Origin of the sequence: Paenibacillus sp. LHD-38 (assembly GCF_031157315.1) — a bacterium.
Taxonomy (GTDB): Bacteria; Bacillota; Bacilli; order Paenibacillales; family Paenibacillaceae; genus Pristimantibacillus.
Genome location: NZ_JAVIFU010000009.1, coordinates 1 through 23,920, shown reverse-complemented (window position 1 = coordinate 23,920; position 23,920 = coordinate 1). Strand labels below are relative to the sequence as shown.

Annotated in this window: 14 protein-coding genes and 1 pseudogene; all 15 read left to right on the top strand. The window is 45.6% G+C overall.

From position 1 onward, the window contains the following. Positions 1–18 precede the first annotated feature (18 nt). Complete coding sequence (locus RCO25_RS09690) at positions 19–981, top strand: ABC transporter permease (protein ID WP_308995945.1); 963 nt, start codon at positions 19–21, stop codon at positions 979–981. Between the two features lie 20 nt (positions 982–1,001). Continuing rightward, positions 1,002–1,883 (top strand): carbohydrate ABC transporter permease, encoded by an 882-nt coding sequence (locus RCO25_RS09685; RefSeq protein ID WP_308995944.1) that lies wholly within the window; start codon positions 1,002–1,004, stop codon positions 1,881–1,883. 51 nt (positions 1,884–1,934) lie between these two features. After that, the gene (locus RCO25_RS09680; RefSeq protein ID WP_308995943.1) at positions 1,935–3,449 is read left to right on the top strand and encodes an extracellular solute-binding protein; all 1,515 of its coding nucleotides are present in this window, start codon (positions 1,935–1,937) and stop codon (positions 3,447–3,449) included. 100 nt (positions 3,450–3,549) lie between these two features. Continuing rightward, entirely contained in the window at positions 3,550–5,799 is a 2,250-nt protein-coding gene (locus tag RCO25_RS09675) for a helix-turn-helix domain-containing protein (RefSeq protein WP_308995942.1), read from the top strand. A 44-nt stretch (positions 5,800–5,843) separates the two neighbouring features. After that, a complete protein-coding gene (locus RCO25_RS09670) occupies positions 5,844–6,956 on the top strand; it encodes a glycoside hydrolase family 88/105 protein (protein WP_308995941.1) in 1,113 nt (370 codons plus the stop codon). 45 nt (positions 6,957–7,001) lie between these two features. Next, positions 7,002–7,892, top strand: coding sequence for a dihydrodipicolinate synthase family protein (locus tag RCO25_RS09665; protein WP_308995940.1), 891 nt, complete (start codon positions 7,002–7,004; stop codon positions 7,890–7,892). 54 nt (positions 7,893–7,946) lie between these two features. Then, entirely contained in the window at positions 7,947–8,834 is an 888-nt protein-coding gene (gene garR, locus RCO25_RS09660) for a 2-hydroxy-3-oxopropionate reductase (protein WP_308995939.1), read from the top strand. A gap of 33 nt (positions 8,835–8,867) precedes the next feature. After that, the gene (locus RCO25_RS09655) at positions 8,868–10,022 is read left to right on the top strand and encodes a glycerate kinase (protein WP_308995938.1); all 1,155 of its coding nucleotides are present in this window, start codon (positions 8,868–8,870) and stop codon (positions 10,020–10,022) included. 18 nt (positions 10,023–10,040) lie between these two features. Then, positions 10,041–11,579 (top strand): galactarate dehydratase, encoded by a 1,539-nt coding sequence (gene garD, locus RCO25_RS09650; RefSeq protein ID WP_308995937.1) that lies wholly within the window; start codon positions 10,041–10,043, stop codon positions 11,577–11,579. A gap of 298 nt (positions 11,580–11,877) precedes the next feature. Next, positions 11,878–15,837, top strand: coding sequence for a DUF5722 domain-containing protein (locus RCO25_RS09645; RefSeq protein WP_308995936.1), 3,960 nt, complete (start codon positions 11,878–11,880; stop codon positions 15,835–15,837). Between the two features lie 321 nt (positions 15,838–16,158). Next, positions 16,159–17,895: a glycoside hydrolase family 71/99 protein gene (locus RCO25_RS09640; protein WP_308995935.1), complete on the top strand. Its 1,737-nt coding sequence runs from the start codon at positions 16,159–16,161 to the stop codon at positions 17,893–17,895. A gap of 37 nt (positions 17,896–17,932) precedes the next feature. Next, positions 17,933–20,314 carry an alpha-L-rhamnosidase-related protein gene (locus RCO25_RS09635; protein WP_308995934.1) on the top strand — a complete coding sequence of 794 codons (2,382 nt, stop codon included), beginning with the start codon at positions 17,933–17,935 and terminating at the stop codon, positions 20,312–20,314. A 139-nt stretch (positions 20,315–20,453) separates the two neighbouring features. Beyond that, positions 20,454–21,575, top strand: a complete 1,122-nt coding sequence (locus RCO25_RS09630) for a GntR family transcriptional regulator (protein ID WP_308995933.1) — start codon at positions 20,454–20,456, stop codon at positions 21,573–21,575. Between the two features lie 348 nt (positions 21,576–21,923). After that, positions 21,924–23,573 (top strand): ABC transporter substrate-binding protein, encoded by a 1,650-nt coding sequence (locus RCO25_RS09625; RefSeq protein WP_308995932.1) that lies wholly within the window; start codon positions 21,924–21,926, stop codon positions 23,571–23,573. Between the two features lie 105 nt (positions 23,574–23,678). Continuing rightward, a pseudogene (locus RCO25_RS09620) lies at positions 23,679–23,920 on the top strand (ABC transporter permease); the annotation flags it as partial.

The following is a 23,920-nucleotide window of genomic DNA, read 5'->3' as shown; positions in this document are numbered from 1 at the left end:
AGTAGAGGGGGACGGCGGATGAAGGGGCAACATGAAGCCCGGTTACAATCAAGACACAAGTACCTTTTATTTAAAGAGTCTTTGTTCGTAAGGGATATTGTCAGAGATCGATGGTTGTATTTCATCTTATTTCCAGGTATTTTGTATTTCATCATTTTTAAATATGTGCCTATGTTTGGCTTGATCATGGCATTTGAGGACTATCAACCGCATCTCGGTTTTATGAACAGTTCCTGGGTAGGACTGAAGCATTTTGAACGATTTTTTACAGAGCCGCAGTTTTGGATACTGTTCCGAAATACCATTTTGTTAGCGATATATAATTTAGTGTTTTTCTTTCCGCTTCCTATTGTACTAGCGCTTATGTTAAATGAAGTCCGTAATAAAATATTCAAACGCTTCGCTCAGACGTTATTGTACTTGCCGCACTTTGTATCATGGGTAGTAGCGGTTGGCATATTCTATGTACTATTTACTACCGAAGGAGGGATTGTAAACGAATTGATCCAAAGCATCGGAATAGAGAAAATTCCGTTTCTGCTAAGCGAGGATTGGTTCAGAACGATGATCGTCAGCCAGTCGATCTGGAAAGAAGCAGGATGGGGAACAATTATTTTTCTGGCCGCGTTATCGGGAGTAGACCTTCAGCTCTACGAAGCGTCCCGCATAGATGGAGCAGGACGTTGGCGCCAGCTCTGGCACATTACGCTGCCGGCTATTCGCAGCACGATCGTTATTTTGTTTATTCTGCGCTTGGGTACTTTTCTGGACACGGGTTTCGAGCACATCTTCCTCATGCTTAACTCCATGAACAGGGAAGTCGGGGAAGTGTTTGATACTTACGTATATATGAAAGGCTTGACCCAAGGACAATACAGCTATAGTGCCGCTGTCGGGCTGTTTAAATCTATGGTAGGGCTAGTCCTTGTGCTCGGCTCCAATTGGATGGCGAAAAAACTCGGTGAAGAAGGCATTTATTAATAGCGTCAGGAGGTTTCAATATGCTAGCGGAAGATAAGCATTGGAGTGACCGTCTGTTTAATACTGTAAACTATTCGTTGTTGATCCTGATAGCGCTAATCACAATCATTCCCTTCGTGTATATCGTTTCCGTGTCCTTTGCTACCCCTGAGGAAGTGGCTAAAGGCGGATTGCTCTTATTTCCTTCGAAGTTTACATTAGGAGCGTATAAATATATCTTCTCAACCGATACGATGATTCGAAGCATACTGATCTCGATTTATGTGACCGTGCTCGGGACGTTCATTAACCTCATATTGACCTCATTTACCGCGTACCCTTTGGCGAAAGCCACGTTACGGGGTCGCCGGACGATTCTACTCATGGTTCTGGTTACTATGCTCTTCAGCGGGGGATTGATTCCGACCTATTTTGTTGTCAAGGCATTCGGCATGATCAATACGTATTGGTCCTTGATGATTCCGACTGCTATCAGCGCGTTTAATTTGATCGTGCTCAAGAACTTTTTTCAGCAAATTCCTGATAGCTTGGAGGATTCGGCTAAGATCGACGGCTGCAATGACTTGGGGGTATTGTTCCGTATCGTTCTGCCGTTATCCATGCCGGCAATGGCTACATTCGGACTTTTCTATGCTGTAGGACATTGGAATTCATTCTTTAATGCGGTGATGTATATGAACGATGCCGAGAAATTTCCGGTTCAGGTTATTTTGAGACAAATTGTATTGTTATCGCAAGATCAAATCGGAGATACAACGTCGCAGCAAGATCCAACCGATTATTTGCCGCAGACGATCCGAATGGCTTCCATTGTAGTCGCGACTGTCCCGATCGTGCTCGTCTACCCATTTTTACAAAAGCATTTTGCCAAAGGTGTGCTATTAGGATCGGTAAAAGGTTAATTTTTTTTCGAAGGGTATCATTGTGTATAATAAAATTCAGGGGGTTATCTCATGAAAAGAAAGCGCTTCATTATTCTTATGGTTTCATTGCTGACGATTGCGGGCGGTTTATCGGGGTGTGCAGACGGGAAAGATACGCCAACCGCGAAGCAGGAAGGAAATACGCCGTTAATCGTTACGATCGCTACGCCTCAAATAGGAGAGGCCCCGAAAAAAGACAGCGAAGTAGAGCTGGCCATAGAGAAATATACGAATTCAAAAATCGAAATGCAATGGATTCCTTCCGCCGCTTTTGAAGATAAGAAAAATATCATGATCGCCTCCAGCGAAATGCCCAAAGCATTTAAAATAACGTCGAACGCCACTACGCTTGGCGCGATCCAATCCGGCTTGTTTTGGGAGATCGGTCCATTGCTTAAGGATTATAAAAACTTATCGGCTGTCAACGCGCTGTATTACGAAAATATAAAGGTAGATGGAAAGCTTTATGGATTGCCCTTGTACCGGGACTTCGGCCGCGCAGGGATCGTTTACCGGAAGGATTGGTTTGACGAGCTTGGCCTGAAGCCTCCGGTAACCTTGGATGACTGGTATAACATCATGAAGACTCTCGCAGAGAAGGATCCTGAGAAGAATGGTCAGAAAGATACGTACGGCATGTTTCTTGATAAGTCCTACAACGATCCGGTTGCCAGCAGCTCCTTTCTGACCCGGCTGGCGGTTTCTCAGGGAGCGCCGAATAAATGGGGCGTGGAAGACGGTACGCTGGTAGCTGAATTTATGACCAAGCCGTACCTGGATGCCATGAAGCTGCTTCGCAGGCTTTATCAGGAAAATTTAATCAATCAGGACTTCTCCGTTGTTCAGACAGCCGATGCCGATAATAAATGGAATGCAGGCAATTTGGGGATTCGGATCAATACGGTGGCCTCGGCAGCTGCGACTTCTCAAGTCAACCTAAATAAGGCCGTACCTAATGGCGTAGTTGATATTGTGCCTTATATGGGACCATCGGGCAATCGTGTACCGGCTGAACCCGGCAATAATGGCTTTTTCGTCTTCCCGAAATCGAGCGTAAAGTCAGAAGCAGAACTAAAGCAGCTGCTCGGCTTCTTCGATAAACTGCTGGACCCGGAGATGTCGACGCTTCTTACTAGAGGGGTTGAAGGCAAGCATTTCAATAAGACATCTGACGGAAAAGCGCAGTTTATAGATTTGTCCCTATTTAATCTTGAGGTTAAACCTTATCGTGACAGTCTGCCTGCGTTTGAGGTGACCGGTACGGGTCTGCCTCTGGAATTATCTGACTTGCAGGCGAAGGGCTGGAAGGTCGTTGCCGAAAACCTGGAAAATGCGGTGCCTAATGCAGCGTTAACATTGAATTCCAAAACTTATTTGGAAAAGGGCGGGGAGCTCGACACGTTAATTCGTGATGCCCAAACCAAGTTTATTATGGGAAAAATGGATGAGGCAGGGTGGCAAGCGGAAGTGGATAAATGGAAAAAGGCCGGCGGCGGCAAGGTGATTGAAGAATATACGGCCGAGTATGCGAAGCAGAAGAAGTAAGCCGTTCAAACCGGCGCATTCTTAAGCAATCGGCATCGTGTATTTCTCTGATATAATGGTAATGTCGAAGCCTTGTAAGCGAAGGAAGGAGAGGTTTCCATTGCCTAAATACTTATATCGATTGCTCGTCTTCTCTCTTCTGCTCAGTGTAGTTTCTGTTGCTTCCATCGGAGTCATTTCCTACTTTATTGCCTCAAAGGATATTAGGAAGAAGGTTAATGAGGGAAACGTACAGATTCTACTGCAAAACCAGATGAGAATGGAACAAATTTTAAAGAATGTGGAAATGGCAGCTGTGCAGTATATCAATTCATCGTTGGTAAGCGACTTTCTATACGATGATTTGCACAATGATGATTTCCAAACGATCAACAATCTCTCCAAAGGCTTGTATAATCTTCATTCTATTGAGGGTGTAGCCGATACGAGGCTAATTAACCTGGAGCACGATTGGATGATCAGCAATCTCGGCTTTACGTCTACAGAAGATTTTCCGAATCAAGACTTACTGAACGAATATGCCAAGCGTCCCCAAAATTTATTTTGGTTAGCTAATACCGATAGTGTCTCACAAAAAAATAACATCCGGTTGGTCATTAATCTACCCATGATCTCCTCTACGACTGAGGCTAAAGCGCTGCTGATTATTGATATATCGCAAGATGCGTTACTGAGCAATTTGGCGCAAAACACCCAATTAGGAAGCATTTATGTACTTAATCGAGATCGGGAGCCGTTCTTATCCAGCTCCAGCACCGTTCGGGTCCAGCCTTCTATCCTGCAAAAGATGCAAGCGGCGCTGGACCAAACGGGGTATTTTGAAACGGACGCTATGGCGGTCAATTATAGAGTTTCCTCCTATAACGGCTGGTCCTATGTTTCTATCGTATCTATGGAAGCGATTACAAAGGATTCTAAGAAAATTGCTTTTATCACCTTAAATGCTTGTGTCATTATTTTAATTCTAATCGCATTTGCCGCCTTCTACGGAACCTTCCGCATGTATAGGCCAATCCGTCGGCTGTTTACGATGTTGGAGCAGTTCGGGGGAGAGTCCATCGGGTTCAAAAAACGGGATGAATTCGCACTGATCGAGGAACGATTTTCTTCATTGTTTAGTACGGGAAAGGATTTGCAGCAGCAGCTGCAGGCTCAGCGCGGACAGGTCAAAGAATTTTTCCTGTTGAAATTAATTATGGGACAGGTAACAGAAAGCGAATTCTCCTATAAGTATGAGACCTATGGCTTCGGAGAAAAGGGGAAGGCGCTCGGCGTGCTCGCTCTGCAGATCGATTCTCTAGAGGATACAAGGTACTTGGATAGTGAAAAGGAGCTGCTGTTATTCGCGATCAATAATGTCGTAGCGGAGCTGATTCCTGCCGATTGTATTTTGGGTACGCTGCTGCTGGATCAGTCTCAGGTCACGCTGCTGCTGGGGGATTCAGAGGATCCGGAGGAGCTGAAGGGCTACTTCTATCAAATGGCGGAGCTAATTGCGTCGAAGGTGCATGAGCTGCTTCAGCTAAAAATCAGTATTGGCATCAGTCGGCCGTTTCACAGGTACACGGACGCTATGGACGCTTACTCAGAGGCATTAGAAGCGCTTAAACGCAGAATCAGCCTTGGCAATGAGCTCATCTTGAACTATGAAGATATCGAAACGCTCAACCGAAATCGTGTTCAGCCCGCCGCCTCTTGGAGCCACTTTGAAGAATGCATGGTGGGTGGGCTCAAAGCAGGCGATGCCACCTCGGCTTATGAGTATTTTAACCAGTATGCGTCGGCGATTTTGGTGAAAAATGTGTCATTTAATGATTTTCAAACCCTTATGCTCCAATTAATTACCAAAATCTATCGGCTTGTTCAGCAGCAAGGCGGAACACTGGACGGGCTGGTCGGCACCAAATCGGTCATGATTCGGTTCATGAAATTGAATACGGCCGAGGAGATTACGGCATGGTTCAAGACGGAGTTGATCCCGCCCACCCTTGCCTTCCTGCAGGGGCGCATCGATTCGCAATATATCAATATCGCCCACCAAATAGTAGAGCTGATTCAAGACAAATACGATCAGGATATTACGCTGGAAATGTGCGCTGAGCAATTCCGGTTTCATCCTGTCTATTTAAGCCGGGTGTTCAAGAAAGAAATTGGAATAACGTTTATCGAATATTTGACGAACTACCGAATGAATATGGCCAAACTTTGGCTAAGGGACAGCAATATGAAGATTACGGAAATCGCGGAACGTTTGGGCTATACGAACTCCACCGGGTTTATCCGGACGTTCCGCAAAGCTGCAGACATGACACCGGGCCAGTATAGAGAATCCCATTCGAGATCGTTATAACTGTATTCTGGCGGCTGATCATAATTGCATGACCTATCGCGGAGGTGCCTCTATTGACTTATGAATTGGTAGATAGACTGAAAGAACAATATATGTCGGGCGGGAAATGGTTTTCGGTAAGGTGGCATTATATCGAGGGCTGTATCTTAAAGGCGTATTTGGACAGCTATGAGCAAACCGGCTGCAAAATGGAGTACGACTTTGTGAAAGGCTTTATAGAGCAGCTATTTGATTCGAGCGGGAATATTCATGAAATTCGAATGAACAGCTATAATATCGATCAAATCAGGATGGCTGTTATTTTGTTTCCTTTATTTCAAAGAGAGCAGGAGCCCAAATATAAAAGAGTAATGGATTTGCTGTATCAACAGCTAGAATCTTATCCGAGAACGAATTCCGGGTCTTTCTGGCATAAAGAAAACTATCCCTATCAGGTTTGGCTCGATGGATTGTATATGGGGCAGCCGTTTCTTGTCCAGTACGTGAAGCAATTCGCAGAGAAAAAGGACTATTCCGATACGATTCAACAGTTCCAAAATGTCCGCCAATATATATATAACGAACAAAAGCGGTTGTACAGCCACGCTTATGATGAGAGCCGCCATATTTTCTGGTGCGATAAAACGACAGGGCAATCGCCGAATGTATGGGGGCGTGCGGTCGGCTGGTTCGCGATGGCGCTGGTAGATGTACTGGAGCTGCTGGAAGGAGAGCCGGCAGATACCGGTATCCTCAAAGCCTATTTGAAGGAGCTTATAGATGACATGCTGCCTTACAGGCATAATGAGGGCATGTGGTATCAGGTCGTGGATAGGGCGGACCATCCGGACAATTATCTCGAATCCAGCGGAACGCTGATGTTAGCTTATGCCATTTTGAAAGGCGCGAGATTGGGATATGTGCCAGAGGAGTATGCCGTATACGGTTTACAGGCGTTTAACGGGACAATCGCCCGTTATTTGAGGGAAGAAGCAGGCGAAGTATTACTAGGCGGGATTTGCCGAAGCGCCGGTCTTGGGAAAAAGCCGGAAACCGGAGAAGTTCGAGACGGCAGTCTAGAGTATTATATCTACTCAGAAGAAGTAGTTGATAATAACGGTCATGGTGTGGCGCCTCTGTTCATGGCCTACAATGAAATCAAACGGCGCGGCTTATGATCATTTCGTTTATTTAAACTATGAAACATATAAAGGAGAAACCATATGGATACAAGCTGGATTGGCGGTGTAATCCCGCCGATCGTTACACCGGTGGATTCAGAGGAATGTGTGGAAGAGCAGGGGCTTCGCAATGTGATTGAACACGTAATTGCCGGCGGCGTTCACGGGATACTGTCTTTAGGCAGCAATGGAGAATTTTATGGATTGGATCATGAGCAGCAAGAGCGCGCCGTCTCCATTACGATTGATCAGATAGCAGGGCGCGTACCGCTTTATATGGGGATTGGGGCCATAACGACAAAAGAATGCGTGAAGCTTGCCAAAATGGGCGAGAGGCTTGGAGCGCAAGCGTTAACGATTTTGCCGCCTATGTTTTTGACACCTTCGGAAGAAGAGCTTTATCGGCATTTTGACACGATAGCCGGATCGACGTCGCTGCCGGTCCTGCTCTACAATAATCCGGATCGTGTCGGCAATAATATATCCGCCAATCTGATCGAAAGACTTGCCGATATTCCAAACATCGTCGGGGTTAAGGACAGCAGCGGAGATTTGACCTTAACCGCGGAGTATATTCGGAGAACCAGGCACAAAGGCTTCCGGGTAATGGCTGGCCGGGATGTCATGATATTGGGCTCTTTCGTATACGGCGCAGTGGGTTGTGTGGCATCAACCGCGAATATCGTGCCGTCGCTCGTCGTTGAGATTTACGATAAATATGCGGCCGGAGATTTGCCGGGCGCATTGGAAGCCCAATTTAAGCTGGCTCCGCTTCGAATGGCATTTAATCTTGCAAGCTTCCCGGTCATTACGAAAGAGGCTATGAATCTCATAGGGGTTCCTGTAGGCGGCTCGATTCTTCCCAATACCGCTTGCTCTGATACAAACCGTGATAAGCTGAGGGATATTTTACGGCAAATGGGCGCTCTTTAAGGGTAAGGGCGTGATAGGAATCTTCGATCATAACCAAAGGGGAGCGCGGAATTGATGAAAGTTGGATTCATTGGACTGGGCATTATGGGAAAGCCGATGAGCAAAAATTTACTTAAAGCGGGCTACGAGCTTGTCGTCTTGGCAAAGAACAAAGGCGCTGCCGAGCTGGTAGCCGCTGGAGCCGCGCAGGCTGACACACCTAAAGAGGTGGCAGAGAAAGCGGATATCGTCATTACGATGCTGCCTAACTCCCCGCAGGTGAAGGAGGTCGTGCTGGGATCGGATGGCGTGATAGAAGGAGCTAAACCCGGCTGCGTTGTCGTGGATATGAGCTCCATTGCGCCTCTTGCAAGTCAGGAGATTGCCGGCAGGTTGGCGGAGAAGGGGATTCACATGCTGGATGCTCCCGTGAGCGGAGGCGAGCCGAAGGCAATCGAAGGGACGCTTTCCGTCATGGTCGGAGGAAGCGAAGAGGTGTTCGATAAGTGCTTCGATGTGATGAAGGCCATGGCAGCCTCCGTTGTAAGAACGGGAGACATTGGCGCAGGAAATGTAGCCAAACTCGCCAATCAGATCATTGTGGCGATTAACATAGCGGCTATGTCGGAAGCACTGGTGCTGGCTGCTAAGGTTGGCGTTGAGCCGGAATTAGTGTTTCAGGCGATTCGAGGCGGTTTGGCAGGAAGCAACGTGCTGGATGCGAAGGCTCCCCTTGTGATGGACCGCCATTTCGAACCCGGCTTTCGAATCAACCTGCATATTAAGGATCTCAGCAATGTGCTGGAAACGTCGCAAGAGGTTGGAGTGCCGCTCCCTTTAACCTCATCGGTCATGCAGATGATGCAGGAGCTTACGGCCAATGAGATGGGGGATTGCGATCATAGCAGCTTAATACGTTACTATGAAAAATTGGCGGAAATTGAAGTGAGCAGGCAGCGGTAAGCCGTAATCCGTTGAAAGAATCCAAATGCCGAGGTGAAAGGCTTGAAAATTTTAGTTGCACCTGATTCATACAAGGGATGCCTTCATGCGTATGAGGTAGCTGAGTTCATGGAACAAGGAATCCTTGAGGCGTTTCCCCAAGCTGAGGTTCATAAAATGGCTGTAGCTGACGGCGGGGAAGGTACGGTTAAAGCCATTATTTGCGCAATCGGGGGGCGGCTGCATGAAGTGGAAGTTACGGGTCCCTTGGGAAATCCGGTTAAGGCAGAAATAGGATTGATGAAGGAAGGACACACGGCCGTAATTGAAGCGGCTTCGGCGTCAGGACTGCTGCTTGTACCCAAGGAGCGGTTAAATCCGATGTTAACAACAACGTACGGTACAGGGCAGCTGATCCAGGAAGCGATGGGACTGGGCTGCCGTAAGCTGATTATAGGTATCGGCGGTAGTGCGACCAATGACGGAGGAGTCGGCATGGCTCAAGCTCTCGGGGCGCGTTTCTTGAATAAGGACGGCGAACAAATAGGTTACGGCGGCGGCGAGCTGGAGAGCATATGCCGAATTGACCTCTCTGATATGGACCCGCGTATTGCCGAATGCGAGTTCATCATCGCCAGTGACGTTACAAACCCGTTGTGCGGGGAGAACGGAGCTTCGACTGTCTTTGGTCCGCAAAAAGGCGCAACACCTGAAATGGTTCGAAGCCTCGACAACGGTTTGCTTCATCTTAGCCGGGTCATAAAAAGCGAATTAGGCAAGGACATTGCTAATCTTCAGGGGGCTGGAGCTGCCGGTGGATTGGGCGGCGGGTTAATGGCCTTTTTACCCGGGAAGATGGCGCGGGGGATCGATATTGTGCTGGAAGCCGCTGATTTCGAGAATCGGGTACATCAGATGGACTTAGTGATAACGGGAGAAGGACACACCGATCATCAAACCTCCTTTGGAAAAACACCCGTTGGTATAGCCCGGTTAGCTAAAAAGCACAATGTGCCTGTTATCTGCATATCGGGAGGTATTGCTTCCGATGTGGAGGCATTATACGAGCAAGGGATCAACGTCATAGTTGGGGTTGCTCAAAGACCTATGTCTTTAGATGAGGCTATGATTCATGCACCGGCTTTAATTCGGCACGCGGTGTCTTCGGTCATTCGTACCCTGATGATAACGATGAGACCAGAATCATGATACAAGGAGGATGCAGGTATGCCTGAGCAAGCAAAAATCCAGAACGAAGCGCCCCTTTATATAAAGGTTAGCGCCAAGGATAATGTTGCGATTATCGTTAATTCCGGTGGTTTGGCTAAAGGATGCATCTTTGCTTGCGGACTTGAACTTAGAGACGGCATTCCGCAGGGCCATAAAGTAGCCCTGACGGATTTGGAGCAGGATGAGCCTATTATCCGTTACGGGGAAGTGATCGGATATGCGGCAGGCCCGATTCCAAAAGGCAGTTGGGTGAAGGAAGAGTTGGTAAGACTCCCTTCGCCTCCCCAATTAGACGAGCTGCCGATTGCGAATCAAGTACCATTACCGCTGCCGCCTCTTGAAGGATATACTTTTGAAGGCTATCGCAACGAAGACGGAAGCGTCGGCACAAAAAATATACTGGGAATCACAACAAGCGTGCAATGTGTTGCAGGGGTGCTTGACTATGCCGTAAAAATGATTAAAGAACAATTGCTTCCCCATTATCAAAATGTAGAGGACGTAGTGGCTTTAACTCATAATTATGGCTGCGGAGTTGCCATTAATGCTCCTGATGCCATCATTCCGATTCGTACCATACAAAATATCGCGACCAATCCCAATTTTGGGGGCGAGGTACTTGTGGTGGGGTTAGGTTGCGAGAAGTTAATACCGGAAAGATTGCTCACGGACGGAGACTCGGCCAACATCGTTTCTCTGCAAGATCATCATGGTTTTATGAGTATGATACAGTCCATTATGAACTTAGCGGAACAAAAATTGATAAAGCTGAATCGCCGGCACCGTGTAACTTGTCCCGTGTCCGATCTGGTGGTTGGCTTGCAATGCGGAGGAAGCGATGCTTTTTCCGGGGTAACGGCAAACCCGGCAGTAGGATTTGCCGCTGATTTGCTGGTTCAAGCAGGCGCAACGGTTCTATTTTCGGAGGTCACCGAGGTTCGTGATGCCGTTCACCTGTTAACGCCGCGGGCAATCAATCAAGAAGTGGGCCAAGCCTTGATACAAGAAATGAAGTGGTACGATAATTATTTGGAAAAGGGCCAAGCGGACCGGAGTGCGAATCCGTCGCCAGGAAATAAAAGAGGCGGATTGGTGAACGTGGTAGAGAAGTCGCTTGGATCCATTATCAAGTCGGGCAGCAGTCCCATTGTGGGAGTATTATCCCCAGGGGAAAAAGCAACCCAAAAAGGACTCGTTTTTGCGGCAACACCTGCGAGCGATTTTGTTTGCGGCACTTTGCAACTTGCCTCTGGCGTAAATATGCAAGTGTTTACAACCGGAAGAGGCACACCTTACGGATTGGCGATGGCACCTGTTATTAAAGTAGCTACCCGAAACTCTTTAACGGAACAGTGGCATGATTTAATCGACGTGAATGCTGGAACGATAGCAACGGGCGAAGCAACGATAGAGGAAGTCGGTTGGGGGATATTTCACATGATTTTGGCTGTAGCAAGCGGGAAAAAGAAGACTTGGGCAGACCACTGGGGATTGCGCAATGCTTTATGCTTGTTTAACCCGGCTCCAGTTACCTGATTTATTTTATTGTATAAAGAAACAAGCGAGCTTCCCCCGTAAATGAGACAGGGATAAAACACCTAACTAAGATACCAGTTGCCGATCTTGAATCGGTGACTGGTATTTTTGGTTTCGTTTGAAAACGATTATAAAATTAATCTTGTTGTCGTATCTTTTATAAAATAACGTAGGACGAGCTGTTGCATAGGTCTAAAGTATTAATTAAGTATACTTTTATAAAAGTATATTGATATAAGAATACTTTTAAAATATATTATATGCGAAGTATGAATATAATCGATCGAGGAGGTTGTTTATGTCACGTTTGCGTGGAATATCGACTATGGTTGTATTGGTCATGTTGCTTCAGCTAATTTTTGCTGCGGCGGCTTCGGCTGGAGCCTATGATCCTGGGCTTCAAGAATCGGAGCATGTTACAACAGGGCAGGATATATTTCCTGCTCTAATCATTAATGATTTCAATACTCAGGAGGATGCATCAGCTTGGAAAGCAGGCGCAAATACGAAAGAGGTTACATTTGTAACAAGCATTCTTAATGGACCAAACGGGCCTTATGAGGGCGGCGGAGCGCTAGAGCAAATTCCAAATCAGGTAAAGGTGTACGATTGGCGAACGATTTATCGAGAGTTCGATCAGCCACTTGATCTATCTTCCTATCGTTTTCTAGCCTTTGCGGCAAATAGTTGGGGATGGCAATCCGCAGCTGATTACGTTTTGAAGATCAATTTATATAGCGGCAACGACGTTTTTGAAAGCGTAGCCATGATTCGGCCAGACAGTTGGAAACGAGTGTTTATCAAGCTGGATGAATGGGCTGGACGGAGCGCTGTGACCAAGATGGAAGTTTCTTTTATGCAAAATTATGATCTTGCTAATGTATCACCTGATCAACCAGGCTATGACTATTGGGATGGTCACTTTCAGATCGATTATATTAGTGCGACTAATGCAATTGACTTCAGCTTCAATGAAGAGGGAGAAACGGAAGGTTTTACTGCTCCGGCTGGAACGGTGGAGGCAATAGACGATGAACTGACTTATGCGTGGGATGGGCAAGGTCTGTTGGAGTCGCCGGCAATTATGATCGATACAGCTAAACGCAATGGCATGTCGGTGACAATGACGAATGGTACAGGTGCCTCTGAGCTTGTAGTGCAATGGCGCTCTGATGACGGTCATTGGAATGATGATAATATGAAAAGATTTACCATTCCGACAGAGGGGAAATTTACACAGGATCTTAACTTCTCAGATCATACAGGCTGGAATGGGATGTTGACTGCGTTTCGAATCATCCCGCAAGCTGCTTCAGGTATATTAAAAGTAGATCAAATTCGCTTTAAGCAGTTAGCCCAGCTAGAGAAGCCTTACGATGGAAAGGCACAAGCACGGATTGAAGGCGGAGGACTGGTGATCGATGGTACGTTGAATCAAGCATTCGTAGATGCGCATCCGTCTGAGCAGCTGTACTTGATTGAATTGGCAACCTACGAAGATGCGAAATCTGCGCTAGCAGCGAAGTCGCCAATCGCCCAAGCGAATCTCGGGCAATCATTCCGATTCGAAATCGGGTTATCAGATGGTGAACGCAGTCGGCTTTACTCTAAGTTCGTAGTTGCAGCTCGCACAGTCGAGGGCGAATATATTGCAATTGATGCTCCTCAGTATGTGATCAATGCAGAAGTGATGGCAAGCAATACAGAGCCATTCCCGCAAGCACAGAGCATTAAGGGACTTCAAGTGCAAATGACAGGAGATGCGCAAGAGCTGGGGATTAGTCACGCAGCACTGAACGTTCCTTATAACGAGCTCATGTACAAAGCGAATAGCCATCCTGACAATACGATCGCTTACGAAGTCGAGGGTGAGACTTTTTACTTCCGTAAGGACAAAATTGAACGGATGGATAACGAGATTAAGAGTCTGTCTGATAATAAAACGCTTGTTTCACTCATTCTAATTATGTATGACACACGGGACCCCGAATCGGCGAATGAATATTTAATACATCCGGATTCGGAACAGGGAGGTATTGTATATGCTTTGAATACAGCGAATGAAGCAGGTGTTAAGTACGTAAAGGCAGCTACAAAGTTCATGGCCGAGCGTTATTCTATGGCGAATGAGCAATACGGCAGAGCTGTTAATTATATTGTCGGCAATGAGGTTGGACAGAACAAGGTGTGGAACAATATGGGGCCTAAGCCAGTGGAGGTGTACGCTCGGGAATACGCACAGACACTCCGTCTGATCGATACGATTGTAAAGTCGGAGTATGCCAATGCGAGAACCTATGTGTCATTGGATCACTTCTGGAATGAGAACCTAGAAGGTGATTCCATGTGGAAATACGATAACAAGGTCATCGTGGATCGTCTAACCCAGTTAATAGATGCAGAAGGGAATTTTGCTTGGAATGTCGCATTTCATCCGTATCCGGAAGATCTGTTTAATCCGAGGTTCTGGAATGATGCAACGGCAACGGACTCTTTTGATACCAAGCGCATTACCTTTAAGAACCTGGAAGTTCTCGTGGATTACATGAAGCAGCCTGAATATTTATTTGATGGAGCGATGCGCCGCATTATTTTATCCGAGCAAGGCTTCCACAGCTTAAGCAACTCTGTAGCTGATCAAGAGATCCAAGCAGCATCTTATGCGTACGCATATTACAAGGTGAAGTTCTTGGATGGCATTGATGCTTTTATTCTGCACCGTCATGTTGATCATGGGCAAGAAGGGGGCTTGAACCTCGGTTTGTGGACGCATACACCCAATTCAGTTACTGTTCCTGATCAACATAAGGTCATCTATGACGTGTTCAAGTATATCGATACAAGTCGATCACTTGAGGAGACGGAATTCGCCAAAGCAATCATCGGTATTGACGACTGGAGAGATGTTATTCCGAATTTCGACCCATCTAAGCTAAATGATCGGTCGGAGCCAGTCTTGAATGGATTAGATTTCATTCGAAAAACGGAGAACAGCACGAACGATGGTGGATTTGAATCCAGTACAGAAGGCTATGAGGAATCGGATGAAGTAAGCTCCGTAGAACATATTACAGGTGATGCATTCAGAGGTGGAGGCTTCTTGAAAGCTTCAATAAACAGTCCTTATGGGATAAATTGGGCGGGTGTGCAGAAGACATACGATCGGCCAATCAATGTGAAGAAAACTCCTTATTTCACAGCAGCGCTTAAGCTGCCTAACGCGAATTCAGAGAAAGACTATTATGCTAAATTCATTGTTTATAGCGGAACTAAGAGTGTAGAGGGGGTAGCGAAGCTTGATCCTTCTGCCGACTGGCAGCAGCTAGCGCTTCCGCTTGGGAATTGGAAGGGCGCCACAGCGGTTGACCGCATCAAAATCTGGGTACAAACAGAAGGCGGCGACCCTTGGAAGGGCGAGTTATATATTGATGAGGCAGCTTTCGCTAAAAAGATAACGGAGAATAAAGATTATGTCAACCTTGAGGTAACTGCGAACCAGTTGTCCAAGAAGCTAGAAGTTGGTTCTGAGATTGCTGTGACCATAACGAATAATAGCTCGGGCAAGCTGAATAAAAAGATTAAAGTGGAATCGAGCAAGACAATTCAATTTTCTCCGAGCAGTATTTCATTAGAAGGCCTTAGAACGGGACAAAGCAAGATAGTTACGCTTAAAGTGACTAAATATATACCGGAAGAAGGCATAGTGCCAAAGATAACGCTGAAGTATGAAGCACGAGGCTTCCAATTCACCCTGCAAGACCAGGTTTCTGTAGAAGAACCAACTGGTTCGTTGTATAGCTTCGAGGATGGTGTGCAGGGATGGACAGCAGGCGAAAATGTGGCAAGCGTGGCAGCTGTTCGATCCTTTGCCAACGGACCTACTGTGCCGATTGATGGCATGTTTGCACTCGCGGCTAATTCACAGGCTGCTCCGGCGGATGCTTGGAAGACACTGACGGTAACACCTTCTACACCATTTGATTTAACGGATACACCGGTATTTTATTATCACATCAACTCTTATGGAGGAGTGCCAAACGCTACTTATGAGACACGAGTGGTGCTCAAAAGCGGGACGGAAGCTTTTACTTACACAGCAGCCATGTCGCCGGATCAATGGAATAGGATTTCAGTAGATACCTCGGAATGGGCACATCATAATTCAATTACTGGTATTGAACTCTCATTCCGCGCAATAGGCAATGCGATGGCATGGGCTCCGCAATTCCAAATTGATAACATTGGGAGTCAAAAATAAAAAAAGAATAGATTTAATGACCGAATTATATATTCATTAATTGTCTTGGAGTGAACTGCGACAGGCAACGAAAGGGACTGCTGTGCCTAGACGAAGGCATGGCAGTCCTTTTTTTGCGACAAGGCAGCTTATCTTTAAAATACAGCGAGATTGATTCGAGTATATTTAGTTGAAAAATTTTATAATAAAGTATATTATAATTAAGTAAAGAATACTTTATTTAGCGGATGTTAGATAGATATCATAATAACATCAATCATGGATTGTGAAACTGTTGTTATTAGAAGTAAGCAATCATCTAATAAGAGGGAGGAAATCAGCATGTGCGATATAGATGATCTCTATTTAGTCGATCAATGGGGAGGAATTGACGGTCTTGGAAGAGAGCTTCCGTCACGTGAGGAAGCAGGTCCGATACGCCCTGATCGTTACGTGGGTCTATTTTATTTTCTTTGGCTGGGACAGCATGGGACATGGGGCCCTTTTGACAACACCCAAATTATTGCTAATTGGCCAGAGGCCGTGTATGACCCTAGGCATCCGGCTTGGGGACCTCCGAGTTCATTTCATTTTTGGGGTGAGCCCTTGTATGGCTATTACTTAAATGATGATGCATGGGTGCTTCGCAAGCATGTGCAAATGCTGGCGAGCTCTGGTATAGATTTTCTTGTATTTGATACTACAAATGCTGAAATTTACAAACGAGTCTATGATATTCTGTTCCAGATCATGGATGATATTTATAGACAGGGCTTCAAAGTGCCACAATTTGTTTTCTACACAAATACGGAATCCGGCAAGACGATCTCAGAAATTTATGAAAATATTTATAAGCCAGGTCGTTTCCGTCATTTATGGTTTCATTGGAAGGGCAAGCCGCTTATCATCGGCGATCCCGAAGAATGCGATGAAGAACAGCGGCAATTCTTTACCTTCCGTCTGAATCAATGGCCTAATGAAGGCGCAAAGACGAATGGTTTTCCTTGGATTGAATTTCAACGTCCGCAGCGTGTTTTTTATAATGATGAGGGTGAGAAGGAAATCATTAATGTCTCTGTTGCACAGCATCCAAGCGTTGCAATGAGCGATACGCCTTTTTATGGATATGGTGATAATTGGGGCAGAGACTATCATGATGGAATTGAGTCAAGTGAAGCGGGCTCTTCGTTTGATGCGATAAATCAGGGGATGAATATTGCAGAGCAGTGGGAATTCGCACTTAAGGAAGATCCACAGATTGTGTTCGTCACAGGATGGAATGAGTGGATCGCCATGCGATTAACTGGAACTAAAGAGCATCCCGTGTTATTTGTAGATCAGGCGACGTTGAACTTCAGTAGAGACATCGAGCCTATGAAGGATGGGTACGGTGACCATTATTACATGCAATTAATCAGTTATGTACGCCGTTTCAAGGGAATGTCGGAGCAAGGAAAAGGCAGCTTCCATTTGGATAAGCCACTCCTGATGGGGCCTGATTTTAGCGCATGGCAACAAGTTACCCAGCAGTACAGAGATTTTGCCGGAGACACGGTACCTCGTGACCACCCCGGTTATGGAGATCTTCATTATACGAACGATACGGGGAGAAATGACTTTGTAACGCTAAAAGCAGCGCATACCGATGAATGCCTATACTTTTATGCACAAACGAAGGAACCGATTTCATCATTTACAGATCGGCACTGGATGATGCTGCTGATCCGTGTTAGAACGGAGAGCAATACAGGCTGGGAAGGCTATCAGTATATTATTAATAGAAACGTTATAAGTGATGCAGCAACTTGGCTAGAGAGGAGCACTGGCGGTTGGAATTGGAAGCCAGTGGGGGAAGTGCGCTACGCCTGCAATGGGAACGAGCTGCAACTAGAGCTTCCACATCTTTTATTGGGTATAGATGAGACGAAAGGCGGAATCTGGTTAGAATTTAAATGGGTGGATCACATGCAGAATGACGGTGAAATTACAGATTTCCTTCAATATGGCGATGTTGCGCCGGAAGGAAGATTGAACTATATATATAAATCCAGGAAATATAAAAAAGAGCAAGTCAGTTAACAACTAGCCTTTATGCTTAAATTACGGGGGGAACGTCATGATACAGGAAAGCTGGCAGGCGGAGTGGATATGGACAGCAAGGACCGCTCTTGATAACAATGTTTATGTGGAGGCTCGTAAAACCTTTGCTATAGACTCGGCATTCAGCCAGGCGAAGCTGCGAGTTTCGGCTAATCAGTTTTATAAGTTATATGTGAATGGCATTGAGATTGGAAGAGGGCCGACTCCTGCTGATCTTTCCTGGATTTCTTATGATACGTATGACGTATCTGATTATTTGCGAGTGGGAAGCAATTCTATAGCTGTCCTTGCATATAACTTCGGCCAGGATATGATTGTAACTGGGCAATTGCAGGGGCCTGGCGGTATTATTTGTCAGATTGACTGTTATGAGACAAATGCAGCAGAAGACAACGTCATACGGACAATTGCGAGCAGCTCGGACTGGAAGTGCAGACGTTCGCCGCGATGGAAGCCGCAAGTGAGTCGTCTTCATTACTGGGGCGGATACCGTGAAATAATGGACCTCTCCCAAGAGGATGGATGGGAGCAATCGGATTATGAGGATGATTCATGGCCATTTGCTGTTGCAGTGGCAGAAGCAGAGAAATCTGATTCCCCATGGCCGAGACTAATGCCGCGCGAGATTCCTTTTCTGAGGGAAACGCTTGTATCACCTATTTCTGTTGTATCATCTGAGCCTTTTACAGGGGAGATACGATCACCGGAGGCACCACTATCGAAGAAGCAGCTCGGACTGGAAGAGTTCATTACCATAGATGCATCCGTACCAGGTTCGATTCCGCAAATCACTTATGATTTCGGAGCTGAAATGGTAGGCTATCCGGAACTAGAAGTGTTTTCGGAAGAAGGCGGCGTTCTGCAATTATATTTTGGGGAATCGCTGGAAGTAGCTCTGATGGACACTTACCTTCTCCGCAAGGGAAATAATCGGCTGTCTCCGTTCGGGAGAAGGGCATTTCGTTATATGAAGGTTGCTGTAATGGCTACACCGGTTCCTCTTGAAGTAAGAAGCCTGCATGTTCGGTTCGTTCATTATCCATATGTTGATGGAGGGAGCTTCCGCTGCAGCGATGAAAGACTGAACCGAATCTGGGACACGGGTCGTTATACGACAATCGTTAACAGTCAGAACCACTTTGAGGATTGTCCATACCGTGAGGGAGCGTTATGGGTAGCTGACTCGGTCGTCATGGCCAAGGTAGTTTATCAAACATTCGATGATCCAGCGCTCGTTCGTAAGTCATTACTGCAATCAGCACGAATTCAGAATGATGACGGTTCGATACCTGGAACGGGTCCACAGCATAATTCATTCCTGTTGCCTGATTTTTGCGCACATTGGCTCTTCGGTGTATGGGAGTACTACACTTATACGAAAGATACTGCTTTTCTACATGAGGTATGGCCTTATGTGAATCGTCTGGTTGATTGGTTTGCTGATCAGGAAGATGCATCGGGATTGTTCGCAAATGCGGATCGTGAAGGCTGGTGGTGTTTCATCGACTGGTCAGATGATATTGAACGGAAAGATCGCGTGACAGCTATTTCCAGTTTCTATTATAAGTTTCTGAATACCTCAGCCTTAATGGCTGAGGAGTTGGGGGAATTCAAGGCTGCGGCAGGATTCCGGGAAAAAGCGATCAACCTTCGCAGCACGATTCGCAATCTGCTTCGAGTACCAGGTACAACGGTCTATGCGGACTGTCTAACCAGTGAAGGTTTATCAACAAGTGTAACCGCTCAGACTAACTTCGCTGCAGCGTGGTCGGGTATCATGGATGAGATTGAAGTGAGAGACTTTGTTCAGAACTATTATTTGAAGGATCGATTGCCTCGGATTCGCGGTGCGTTTTTCTATCATATCGTATTGGAGACGTTATTCCGCTTTGGATTCGCAGAAGCCGCAATTGCTCAAGTTCGTGATTATTGGGGTTCCATGCTGGATAGAGGGGCTACAACTTGGTGGGAGACATTCGATCCGTCTTTGCCGTTTGTTACGACGCCAAGTCCTTATTTAGGTCATACGCCAACTTACTTACAGGACTCTATTCCCGTTAGTCTATGTCATGGATGGGGGGCATCGCCTACGTATTTGCTAAGTGAGCAATTGCTTGGGGTTGATGTATCTGAGCTTGGCAGTGGAATCGTTAGACTGCAGCCTACAGCGGTAAAAGGCATTGAATGGGCAGAAGGAAATATTCCAACACAACTAGGGGATATCCAGGCTGAATGGAGAATTGGAGAGGACGGCGTGATCAAGTATGAGGTAAGCTTACCGAAGGAAATCTCATGGACAGCGCGTGGAGTAGAGGAATTAACAGTAGCAATGGATGATGCGAGAGCTCGAGTTACTGGTATTATAACTGTAATGGAACAAGTGGTTGGCATGATCTAGTACTTGGATTAATGAGTTGAAATGGTACCCGTAATTGCAAGGGTAGTGCTGACTGGCTTGGTCTAGCGCTGCCTTTTTTCTTGCGCAAACATTATTGTTAAAGTATACTTAATTTAATTTAGTAAGGAGTGATGGTTGGATGGGTATCGATAAGACGGACAAGACTCCGATGTATCAATATATAATGAATGATATTAAACGCAAAATTATTGAAGGAGAGCTTAAACCGCATGATTCTCTTCCGACTCAAATAGAGTTAGCGAAGGAGTATAATACGAGTGAAATTACTTCCCGCAGGGCATTATCCGATCTCGTGCAGGAAGGTTTTGTATACCGGGTTCGAGGCAAGGGCAGCTTCGTTTCTGAGAATCCGTCTTCCACTGAAACTCATAAAATTCGTACTATTTATTTAGCGCATCGCAACTATGAAGTGAGCTCGTTTAATCATCCGTTCTTTACAGATATGTTCGAAGGCATCAAGCAAGTGTGTGATGAGAATGATATTTCCTTTTATATGTGGGATATGGGTGAAGACTACAAGTTGCCTAATGATCCCCAGTCCGCCATTATTTTAATTACTTCGAACAATGATTTCGAGTTGTCGCGACGACTTACAGCTTGGCAGGAAGAAAAACGGCTTATTATAACGGTTCACTTCTATTACCCTCACTTGGGTATACCCTATGTAATCGTGGATAATCTTACAGGAGGCTATCTGGCCACACAACATTTGCTATCTCTTGGGCATAAGCGAATTGGTGTTATATTGACTGGAAACTCCATAGTGGATTTAAACCAAGAGTTCTCTCTAAGGCTGCAGGGCTATCGCCTTGCCTTATCTCAGCATCAGGTGCCGTTTGATTCCGATCTAATTGCGGTTATTGCCGGAGCTGATGAACGAGTAGTGATGGGTGATGAGGGTTTTAGGGCCTTAATGGCGCTGCCTGAACCACCTACTGCGGTATTTGCCACAAGTGATTATAAAGCGATCGGTGCCATGAATGCTGCTAGAAGCTTGGGCATGAAAGTTCCCGAAGATATTAGCATTATGGGCTTCGATGATGTGAAGATAAGTGAGTATTCTTACCCAAGGCTATCGACTATCAATCAGAATACGAGGAAGCTAGGCGAGCGTGCCGCAGAGATTCTCTTGTTTGAGCTCAAGGCTGGTGACAATCAATTGGTGAAAGACGAGATCGTTCCCACACTAGTTTTGAGAGACAGTACAGCTCCGGTTTCTTCCAAGCGAAAAGGGAAGTAGAATAGAGAAAACAGTAGGGCTCCCTAGTAACGGGAGCTTTTTTTAATATATAAGAATTTATAAGTTTTCACTTATAAATGTGCTTATATATCACCGCGAAACGTCAGCTTTTGCCACAGAGGACGGCGACAACCGTTTACGCTTGATAAAATTATGAAAAGTTAAGTGATTGCTAAGCATACATTTTTAGTCAAAAAGTTGTTGCAAAAAGCATTCTATAATAGTATACTTTGTATTATAAAGTATACAATATAATGAAATCTATACTTTTCTGCTGAGCGGCGCTTTTTTTTAGACTCGCCATGGAAGCGCTTAATTTTCAAAAAATAAGGGCAAGGGGAGACTAACATGATCAAAAGAAAAGGATTTGCAATTCTCTTGAGCATCGTAATGCTGCTGTCTATATTGACGGCTTGCACCAAAGATGATTCATCAGGGAAAAACGGTGGGACAAATGCTGCTGAAACCAAAGCGCCAGCGGAAACTGAAACACCAGCTTCAACGCTTGCCGGTAATATCAATATTTCCTTAATGGGTGCTTCGTCCTCAGTTTGGAATGCGGTAGCTGATGCCTATATGAAAAAGAATCCAGCAGTGAAGGTAAAGGTAGATAATAAACCAGCTGAAGGGTACAAAGAGTGGTTGACAGCACAATTCGCAGCAGGTGATCCGGATGTTGATATTGTTAACAATAACGAAGTGCTCGGATTGCTAAATGACGGCAAATTCACGAACTACTATCCATACTTTGATAAAATAAACAGTTACACAGGTAAATCTTGGAAAGAAAACCTTGACCTCAAAGCTATGGGTATCAATTTGGAGGGAGTAAGCGCTGAGGATGTACTCTACAATCTTAACTTTGAATCCGTACAAATTGTATGGGTATACAATAAAGAAATATTCCAAAAGGTAGGCATTACTGAAGTTCCTAAAACGTTCAATGAGCTGATTGAAGCCTTCAAAAAAGTGAAAGAAGCGGGATACACACCGCTAGCTCTAGCAGGCGATGCCAAATCGATGTGGAGCGGCCAAGCGGGGTGGCTAGTGCGTATCTATGCTGACCAATATTTGCGGGATTATATTAATGTGATTCGTTCTCAGGATCAAGACTACTCATTCGTTCCAGGTATAGATGACACCTATACTTATGATCTAACTGATCCTTATAATGATTCGAACAGTAATGTGACGAAAAACGAAATGAGGCTCTGGAAAGCGGTTAAAGATAAAGAAGGTCCATTCAAAATCGCTGGAAATCCGCAATGGAAAGCTTATTCCGAGAACTTGAAGACATTGTTCAGCTATGTTCCTGATGGTTTCTTCGGAGTTAAGGAGGAGCAATCCTATAACCTCTTCTTAACAGGAAAGGCAGCAACAATGGTAGGTACACCGGGATCTTACTGGCAATTGCCTAAAGACTTTGCTGATGAGACGAAAACAGGCGCAACAGGCGGCGTGAAGCCGTTTGAATATGGATTCTTCAATATGCCATCAATGGAAGGTCCAGAGGTAATGGCACCTGCTCGTACCATTCAAATTCCTATTGGCTTCTACGGAATCGTAAATAAGGATGCGCAACAAAATGAATTGAATATGGATTTTATGATGTATTTGACTAGTCCTGAAGGATATGGCGTATATGCAGAGGCTGTTCAAAATAGTACCGATGCGGCCCTTTCCGGTGCTCCAGCCCTTAAAGACATTGTACTGCCTGAAGACATGAATGTTGCTTTTGCTGACTTTGAGCCGATCGGTAATACCGAGGGTTATAATAGTGCAGCAAACAATATAGCTCGCGGAATGTGGGATTATCAACCATCTGTCCAAGATTGGGTAGGCTTAGTGCAACGTTACTTTGCAGGCAAAATAACAACGGATCAATATATGGAGCAGCTCCAAGCTAATATTGATAAGTACCTGGAACCTGCTATGAAATCTATGAAACGGGAATTGTCCGATATAGAGAACCCAGAACGCAGACCGCCAGAACGTTAATGCGCTAGCTTCAATCTGCACAGGCTGTCGCCTGTGCAGATTGAACATTATTTTTAAGAATACGGCAATTGCTGTCCCAATGACAGAAAGAAAGGGAGGACCATCATGAGAAAAAGCGCATGGGCGTTTTTGGCATTATTACTGCTTCTGGGCGTTATCCCGCAGGCAGCTTTGGCTGAAGGCAATTGGTCCATCGAAGGAGCGGGAAATATTACCTCCATATCTGTGGCGGAGGATGGCAAGCGTCTGGCAATTGGTACGCACAGTAATCAAGCTTTAATGTATGACGCAGATGGAAACCAACTATTTGAAGTGAAAACAGGCAATGTTGTCACAGGAGTTGAACT

Coding starts and splice junctions, on each gene's coding strand:
- RCO25_RS09690 (WP_308995945.1), top strand. CDS start 19: ATGAAGGGGCAACATGAAGCCCGGTTACAATCAAGACACAAGTACCTT.
- RCO25_RS09685 (WP_308995944.1), top strand. CDS start 1,002: ATGCTAGCGGAAGATAAGCATTGGAGTGACCGTCTGTTTAATACTGTA.
- RCO25_RS09680 (WP_308995943.1), top strand. CDS start 1,935: ATGAAAAGAAAGCGCTTCATTATTCTTATGGTTTCATTGCTGACGATT.
- RCO25_RS09665 (WP_308995940.1), top strand. CDS start 7,002: ATGGATACAAGCTGGATTGGCGGTGTAATCCCGCCGATCGTTACACCG.
- garR (WP_308995939.1), top strand. CDS start 7,947: ATGAAAGTTGGATTCATTGGACTGGGCATTATGGGAAAGCCGATGAGC.
- garD (WP_308995937.1), top strand. CDS start 10,041: ATGCCTGAGCAAGCAAAAATCCAGAACGAAGCGCCCCTTTATATAAAG.
- RCO25_RS09645 (WP_308995936.1), top strand. CDS start 11,878: ATGTCACGTTTGCGTGGAATATCGACTATGGTTGTATTGGTCATGTTG.
- RCO25_RS09640 (WP_308995935.1), top strand. CDS start 16,159: ATGTGCGATATAGATGATCTCTATTTAGTCGATCAATGGGGAGGAATT.
- RCO25_RS09635 (WP_308995934.1), top strand. CDS start 17,933: ATGATACAGGAAAGCTGGCAGGCGGAGTGGATATGGACAGCAAGGACC.
- RCO25_RS09630 (WP_308995933.1), top strand. CDS start 20,454: ATGGGTATCGATAAGACGGACAAGACTCCGATGTATCAATATATAATG.
- RCO25_RS09625 (WP_308995932.1), top strand. CDS start 21,924: ATGATCAAAAGAAAAGGATTTGCAATTCTCTTGAGCATCGTAATGCTG.